The organism is Peribacillus sp. N1 (assembly GCF_054600815.1).
Window position 1 is genome coordinate 1 of the sequence record NZ_BAAHZO010000019.1, and the last position, 7,969, is coordinate 7,969.

The window sequence follows — 7,969 nt, forward strand, 5'->3', positions numbered from 1 at the left end:
TTAAGCTCTTCAGCGCCGATGGTAGTTGGGGGTTTCCCCCTGTGAGAGTAGGACGCCGCCAAGCCATTCAAAAGATCCGCCATCCGGCTGGTCTTTTTTTGCGTTTATGAAAAGTATGAAGCCTTGTTATTTTCCATTATAGAGAAGACGTTATTTCACCCTTAGAAGGGGAAGTTGATATTTAGACATGGGTTAATCAATCAGATTGCAAATAACTGGATAATTGTATTTAAATAAGCAGCAGTACATATATTTTAGCTAAAAAGAAATTTATTCAGAAACTGGTAACTAAAAAAGTGGGAATATAGGAGCCCTAATAAATGATAAAAAATACTTTGTGCCACAGCAAATAAAAGTATGCTTCATCTTTTATGAACAGTAACGAATCCAAGGTATGGCTGTGCTTTTAAGGTAAATAAGATCAAAAATAAGCACTTCGAAATCCAGGAATAATGAGTATGAGTAATTGCTCTATAGTTATTAAGGACTGCTTCATGAGTTTGACACAATTAAATTAGCGCAGTATAATAATCCAGTAGAACGATATACTAAATAAAATTAACTAATTAAATCTAGTATAAGTGTTAATTCAATACTTTTTGAATTTAGAACGTAATCGGTTTATAGTAGAACGATATACCAATACTAATTTTTTAGTAGAACGATGTACTAATAATGAAAATTAGTAGAACGATATACTAGTTATGCGAAAAGTTAGTAGAACGATGTACTAACTAAAGCCGGTTTACTTATTGTTTTATTTAGTACGTAATTTTGTTCTTGAATTTATGGTATGGGGCAAGGGGGCAACTTCTGAAAGGCTTAAGAATCAAATTGCATTTCGATAATTTTTAATAGGGGTGTGTTACATGAAAAATCCATTTATAAAAATGGCCACTGGTTTATATATTAGCTATTTCATTTTAGGCATGATCAATATTATCATCGGGTCAAATATGGAAAATTTGTCCGATCAATTAAACACAAGTGCCTCAGGGATAAGTTACTTGGTTTCTGCTATAGGAATCGGTAAGTTAGTTTCCTTGTTTTTCGCGGGTAGACTGTCGGATAAATTAGGAAGGAAACCATTTGTCGTTTCAGCATCTTTTATCTACCTGATCTTCCTAATAGGCATACCTTTGGCTCCTAACTATACACTGGCATTTATATTTGCTGTATGTGCTGGTATTGCAAATTCATTTTTGGATGCAGGTACGTATCCAGCACTTATTGAGGCTTTTCAAAAGAAAGCTGGTTCCGCTACCGTATTAGTAAAAGCTTTCGTTTCAATCGGTGCCGCACTTCTTCCATTTATCATGGCGTTCTTTATAGCTAGAGATATGTTTTACGGGTATACATTCTTCTTAATGGCTGCTGTATATCTTGTTAATGGGTTTTTCCTGCTTAAGGTTTCATTCCCGGATCATAAAGCTCAAAGCCAAACTCAGAATGAAGAACAAGCTGTTCCGCTTCAACAGCACTTCCTCTCAAAACCGAAGTTTGCTCAGGAAGGTTTGGCAGTCATACTATTAGGCTTCACATCAACTGCTTTATTCATGCTGGTTCAAGTCTGGCTCCCGAACTTCGGACAAGATGTATTGGGGCTAACCCAAGCTAAGGCTGTTCAATTGCTTAGTTACTATAGCATTGGCTCCCTTGTTTCTGTCATTTTGCTAGCAGTTCTATTGAATAAAGTAATTAAGCCCATTACCGTCATGATTATCTATCCGGTCATTGCAGCATTATCTTTATTGTCACTCATTTATATCCAGCAACCATTTATAACTGTTTTGAGCGCTTTCTTCATAGGGCTTTCAACTGCAGGGGTATTCCAATTAGCCATGACAATAATCACAGAATTCTTCCCTGCCAATAAAGGTACGATTACTTCATATGTAAACATTGCAGGTAGTTCAGCCTTTATCATCATACCTTTCATTACTGGTATCATTTCTAAGAGTGCTGGGTTAACTGCGGTCTTCTTGTTTGATGTGGCAATTGCGGCAGTTAGTATTTTATTGGCCGTATTCGTTGCCTATCGATACAAAAAGGTAATTAAGGTATCCAATTAATCAGTCTAGCCGAACATCAGTGGGGCATGAACCCCACTGATGATAATGATAAAAGGGGGAAACATCCATGCAAACAATCACGATCAAAGACGTAACGATCGGAGAAGGGGTTCCAAAGATCATCGTTCCTCTAATGGGGACAACTGAAGAGGAACTGCTTAAAGAAGTTGAAACGGTAAATGCGCTACAGCCGGATATCATTGAATGGCGAGTAGATGTATTTGAACAAGTCGAAAGCTTAGAAGCCGTTTCAGATATGATTTCAAAACTTAGAAGTGCTGTTCCAAATACTTTGCTGCTTTTCACTTTTAGAAGCCATAAAGAAGGCGGAAACAAGGAAATCAGCGATGTTTATTATTTCCAACTTCTTCATACAGCTATTAAAACGAAGAATATTGATCTTGTCGATGTGGAGTTGTTTTTTGAGGAATCATCAGTGAAGGAGACTGTACAGGTAGCTGAGGAAAATGGCGTATACGTAGTAATGTGTAACCATGATTTCGATAAGACACCGGCAAAAGAAGAAATCATTTACCGATTGCGTAAAATGCAGGAATTTGGCGCCCATATTCCAAAAATCGCTGTGATGCCCCAAACGGTTGGTGACTTACTCATTTTATTAGATGCAACTTACACGATGAAAACAAATTATGCCGATCGCCCATTCATTACGATGTCAATGTCGGGTACAGGCCTGGTCAGCCGATTATCAGGTGCGGTGTTTGGATCTGCTTGTACATTTGGTGCAGGAAAAGAAGCATCTGCCCCAGGACAAATTCCTGTTACTCAATTAAGAGATGTATTGGAGATCATTGATCAAAATATTTAACTTATAATTCCTTCCAATAAGGAATTTATATAAAACTTAAAAAATCAGGGGGAATAGAACATGGAAAATCTAGGACGAATTAATGGGAAAACAGAATTAGTAGGATTGCTGGCAACACCTATCGGACATTCTTTATCACCTGCCATGCATAATTTAGCTTTCGATAAATTAGGCTTGAATTGCGCCTATTTAGCATTTGAAGTTGGAAATGAAGAGCTGGAAGATGCAGTAAAAGGGATGCGTGCATTAAATGTAAAAGGATTTAACGTATCCATGCCTAATAAAATGAAGATCCTTCCATATCTAGATGAATTGGCAGACAGTGCTAAATTTTCTGGGGCAGTTAATACAGTTGTCAATGTCGATGGAAAGTTCGTAGGGCACAGCACAGACGGAATGGGATATACTCGGAACCTAAAAGAACATGGTATTGATATTAAAGGAAAGAAAATGACTCTTATCGGTTCTGGGGGGGCTGCTACTCCAATTGCCATTCAATCTGCGCTGGAAGGTGTGGCGGAAATCAGCATTTTTGCTCGTGATGATGCTTTCTTCCCGCAAGCAGAAGAGAATGTACGAATCATCAATGAAGATATGAAGCACTTAAATGTGAAAGCCAATGTATACCCTCTTGAAAATGTTGAACAATTAAAGGCTGAAATCGCAACTAGTGATATTTTGGCAAATGGAACTGGCGTTGGCATGAAACCGCTTGATGGCTTAAGTGTCATTCAAGACGAATCAATGCTGCGTCCTGATTTAATCGTAACAGATGTTGTTTACATCCCACGTAAATCAAAACTAATGGAACAAGCTGAGGCTGCGGGTGCTACAGCTATTAATGGTCTTGGGATGATGCTTTGGCAAGGTGCACTTGCCTTTGAATTATGGACAGGTCAACAGATGCCTGTTGATTACATCAAAGAGCAATTGTTTGCAGAATAATACGATTCCACTCTGGGGATCATTCTCCAAATAGAGGTTTTTTCATACTTGATGTGCATCATCGTTAATTGATTACATTAAATGAGTGCAGATACCTCAGAGCTAAGAAATGCAGGGAGTGAAATCCCTTGTTTTTCTTAGCGTTTTTTTTTTGAAAAGTGGTTTTCATTTAAATGGATAACATAAAAGGGGAGGCTTTAAAGTAATTACATTTTGCATTAAAGCGTTCTAGGGGAGAAACACAACGTGATTTATTATAGGGGTGTAATAATGAAAAATCAGTATTTTAAAGCGGCATCTGGCATGTATATTAACTATTTCCTGCTAGGGATGGTAAATATAATTCTCGCCTCAAACATGCCCTCTTTAACAGAACAATGGGATACAGACTCTACTGGCATTAGTTATCTTATTGCAGCAATAGGAATAGGCAGGTTACTCACGTATGGTCTCTCAGGAGTATTATCAGATAAATTTGGGAGAAAGCCATTGATCATAGTCTCTTCGGTAATAATGGGAGTTTTTTTATTAGGGATTCCATTTTCTTCCACATATGAAATGGCGTTTGTATTTGCTTTACTTGCGGGAATTTCGAACTCAGCCATGGATGCTGGTACATATCCGGCGCTAACTGAAATGTTTCCTGAATCTGCTGGTTCCGCCAGTGTTATGGTTAAGGCTTTTGGTTCACTTGGTGCAACCATCCTGCCATTCATCATCTTGTTTCTTACTAGGAATGAATTATTTTACGGGTTTGCATTTTTATTACCGGCTGTAGTCTACTTCTTGAATATGTTCTTTGTTTTGTCCGCTTCATTTCCAAAAAGCAAATCCGATGCTGCAAATCATGAGGAGGATTTGCATAGTAACAGGTTCATAACTGAACCTAAATTTTGGAGCGAAGGAGTCGCATTAATCATAATTGGGTTTACATCAACTGCGTTATTTACAGTTTCGCAAATCTGGTTACCGAGCTTCGGCCAGGAAGTGGCAGGGATGCCATCTTCAAGTGCAATTAAATTATTGAGTTATTATAGTGTTGGATCACTTATTTCCGTCCTGCTATTATCCATCTTATTAAACAAATGGATCAAGCCCGTGACGGTGATATTGCTTTATCCAATGATTACTTTACTTACGGTAATCATCATATTAACGATTCATTCACCCATTGTCTTAAGTATTTGCTCTTTTTTCCTTGGGGCCTCGACAGCTGGGATATTTCAATTAACCATTGCAATAATGACTGAACTCTTCTGGAGGAAAAAAGGAACTGTAACAGGGATCGTTGCGACGGCTTCAAGTTTGGCGAGCGTCATTTTACCAATTGCAACGGGTTTGATCGCTAAGAGTGGGGATATATCGCATATATTTCTTTTTGATTGCTTTATTGCAACTATTGGAATTCTAGCTGCAGCTTTTGTTTATTACCGATATAAAAAATTGACACAGCACCAGACCATATTTAACCATGGCTAATAAATATGAAGGATTACTTAAAACTCCATCTTCTAGAACTAGGGTGGCGTTTTTTTTTTGTACTAATGAATATTTGATATAGATGTAGGGAGTGAGTATTAATCGATGGTATACCCATGTTCCGAAAGCAATGGTGTAATAATGACAGTAACTATATTATTATTATAATAAGAACATGATAATAATAAGTACATCAAAAATACATTCAAGATGGTGATTGAACTATGAAACAATCCAAAAAAGGGCGGGTCACGTTGCAACAGGTAGCGAAACATGCTGGGGTTTCTACATCCACTGCTTCCCTTATCGTTCGCAATAATCCTCGAATATCGGAAGCGACGCGACAAAAGGTATTAAAATCCATGCATGAACTGGGTTATGTATACGATAGAATTGCAGCCAACCTAAGGTCGCAGAGCTCTGATACTGTAGGAATCATTATTACCGACATATCAAACACCTTTTTTTCTGAATTCCTGATAGGCGTTCATGACGCATTGGATGAGGTCGGTTATACAGTGTTGCTGGGAACTACATTCGACTCGGTCGCCAAGCAAGACCATCTCCTTTCAACCATGATGGAACATAGGGTGGGAGGCCTGATTCTTTGTCCTGTCTCTGAAAGCTCACAAGATACAATTGAACGGTTAAATGAAATTGACACGCCAATGGTCCTTGCTGTTAGGGAACTACCTGGAGTGAATAGCGACTATGTAGGCATAGACTATCCAGAAGGAGCCAGGATGGCTGTTGATCATCTCCTTGGAAAGGGACATAAAAGAATTGCGCTCCTTGGTGGCATCAAGGAATCTTCTACTTGGATCGAGAGAATGGAGGGATACCGTGAAGCTCTTTCAAGTGCGGGATTGGAAGTGGATGAATCGCTGGTGATAGATAGTGCTCCTACACGGGAAGGAGGGCTGGAGGCTGTATTGAAAGTACTTGAGAATCCTAATCCGCCTACCGCGATTTTTTGCTTTAGCGACTTAATTGCTTTCGGTGTTATGCAAGGATTAATGATGAAAGGATTTACTCCTGGAAAAGATATAGATATCGTTGGGTTCGATAACGTTCCAGTCGCAGAAATCTATCATCCTCCGCTAACGACCATTTCCTCATTCCCTAGACGTATTGGAAAAGAGGCAGCGAATCTCCTGTACCAGCAAATGGAGAAAATTGAACGTGATCAACAGCGAATCATATTGAATCCAGAACTGATTATTAGAGAGTCTTCCTAATAAAGAAAAATAAAAAGGTGATTAGTTTACAGGAGGTTAGATATCCATGCCTCTGTACCCTTTTCATCTTTTCTATTATTCTTTTATTGGGAAAATCGATTAAATGAAAGAGCGGGTCTTACTTAAGCGGTTCATAAATATCCCAGGCAACTTTCAATGAATCGACTATAAAGTCTGCAACTTCATCAACATCAAGATCATTGGTATTCACTTTTGAATGATGATAGGAGTATATTTCTTGTCTTGTGTAAAAGAGTTCTTCAATTTCCTCAAGTGACCGGCTTTGTAAAACAGGTCTACTATCAATAAGTAAGCCTATTCTCTCTTTCCAGTATTCCCAAGATAAGTCCAGGTAAAAGACAATGCAATTGGATAAACAGATATTCCGTATATCCTCTTGTAAAAATGCCCCGCCTCCAACTGAAATGATTTTCAATTGTTGTTGACTAAGGCTTTCAATTACACTTTTTTCTTTTTCGCGAAAAGCTTTTTCACCAAACTTCTTGAATATTTCTGTAGTGGGCATATTGAATTCCTTTTCAATTTCTTGATCTATATCAATAAAGTCCCTATATAATTTCCTTGCTACTTTCTGTCCGATCGTCGTCTTTCCTACTCCCATAAAGCCAATAAAAACGATACTTTGCATCCTCAAAGATGTGTTTTTATTAATCATTTATAAATCCCTCTCCCTACTATTTTTATAATGATTAAAAGTCTATCCTGAAATTTTTAAAATATATTTATTATAGTACAAGAAAGTAAAATTGTAAAAAAATTTTTTAATATTTGGACAATGGGATTTGTGATTTAACGGTTTATTTTAAAGCAATCTATTTGAAAGGAACAATCAATTTTTCAGTATTTGATTTAGGAGATCTGATTACACGTTTACCTTCATCTATATAGGTTGTTAATGCCCTTACACATCACTAGGAGGTTTTATTGGTTTTGCAAAAGCTTACTAGGTTGAAGGGTTTTCAAAGGGGTCTTTGATTTAATAAAATGGATGGAATTAATGATTTGCTGGATTATATGTTTTAAATGGAGGCCGGGGTAAGAAAGGCACATTTATTCCTCTATATAGTTGCTTAAATCATTTAATAAGGAATTGCATGAAATGTGTTGACTTTATGGTGGGAAAGGATTAATATAAATAAGCACCAACTAAGACAAACGAAAAACTTCATCGCTTTTGGCTGATTGCTGAAAGAAATAATAACTATTGACTTCTTACTATGAAAATGATAAGATGAAATGGTCGCTGGAAAACACAGCGATTTAAAATAAGTTTAAAACTTCGCAGAAGTTGACAACTAATCAATAAAGTGTTATGATGAATAAACAGCCGTTCGAAAGAACGATTGTGAAATTGCTCTTTGAAAACTGAACAAAACAAAGCGCCA

6 protein-coding genes are annotated in these 7,969 nt (G+C 37.4%); 5 read left to right on the top strand and 1 reads right to left on the bottom strand.

Features of this window, described 5'->3' with window-relative positions; all coding sequences use genetic code 11:
* The first annotated feature begins 869 nt into the window (after window positions 1-869).
* The 5 genes from ACYP5M_RS26445 to ACYP5M_RS26465 all read left to right on the top strand — a co-directional run bounded on the left by ACYP5M_RS26445 (window position 870) and on the right by ACYP5M_RS26465 (window position 6,563).
* Window positions 870-2,072, top strand: a complete 1,203-nt coding sequence (locus ACYP5M_RS26445) for an MFS transporter (protein ID WP_459735729.1) — start codon at window positions 870-872, stop codon at window positions 2,070-2,072.
* Window positions 2,073-2,139: 67 nt separating this feature from the next.
* Entirely contained in the window at window positions 2,140-2,901 is a 762-nt protein-coding gene (gene aroD / locus ACYP5M_RS26450; protein WP_434168352.1) for a type I 3-dehydroquinate dehydratase, read from the top strand.
* A 60-nt stretch (window positions 2,902-2,961) separates the two neighbouring features.
* Window positions 2,962-3,846 (top strand): shikimate dehydrogenase, encoded by an 885-nt coding sequence (locus tag ACYP5M_RS26455; RefSeq protein ID WP_101226132.1) that lies wholly within the window; start codon window positions 2,962-2,964, stop codon window positions 3,844-3,846.
* Between the two features lie 270 nt (window positions 3,847-4,116).
* On the top strand, window positions 4,117-5,325 hold the full coding sequence (locus ACYP5M_RS26460; RefSeq protein ID WP_459735730.1) for an MFS transporter: 1,209 nt from the start codon (window positions 4,117-4,119) through the stop codon (window positions 5,323-5,325).
* A 224-nt stretch (window positions 5,326-5,549) separates the two neighbouring features.
* Entirely contained in the window at window positions 5,550-6,563 is a 1,014-nt protein-coding gene (locus ACYP5M_RS26465) for a LacI family DNA-binding transcriptional regulator (RefSeq protein ID WP_101226130.1), read from the top strand.
* A 118-nt stretch (window positions 6,564-6,681) separates the two neighbouring features.
* Here ACYP5M_RS26465 and ACYP5M_RS26470 read toward each other — a convergent pair whose 3' ends face one another.
* Window positions 6,682-7,239 carry a shikimate kinase gene (locus ACYP5M_RS26470; protein ID WP_053533572.1) on the bottom strand — a complete coding sequence of 186 codons (558 nt, stop codon included), beginning with the start codon at window positions 7,237-7,239 and terminating at the stop codon, window positions 6,682-6,684.
* Window positions 7,240-7,969 lie beyond the last annotated feature (730 nt).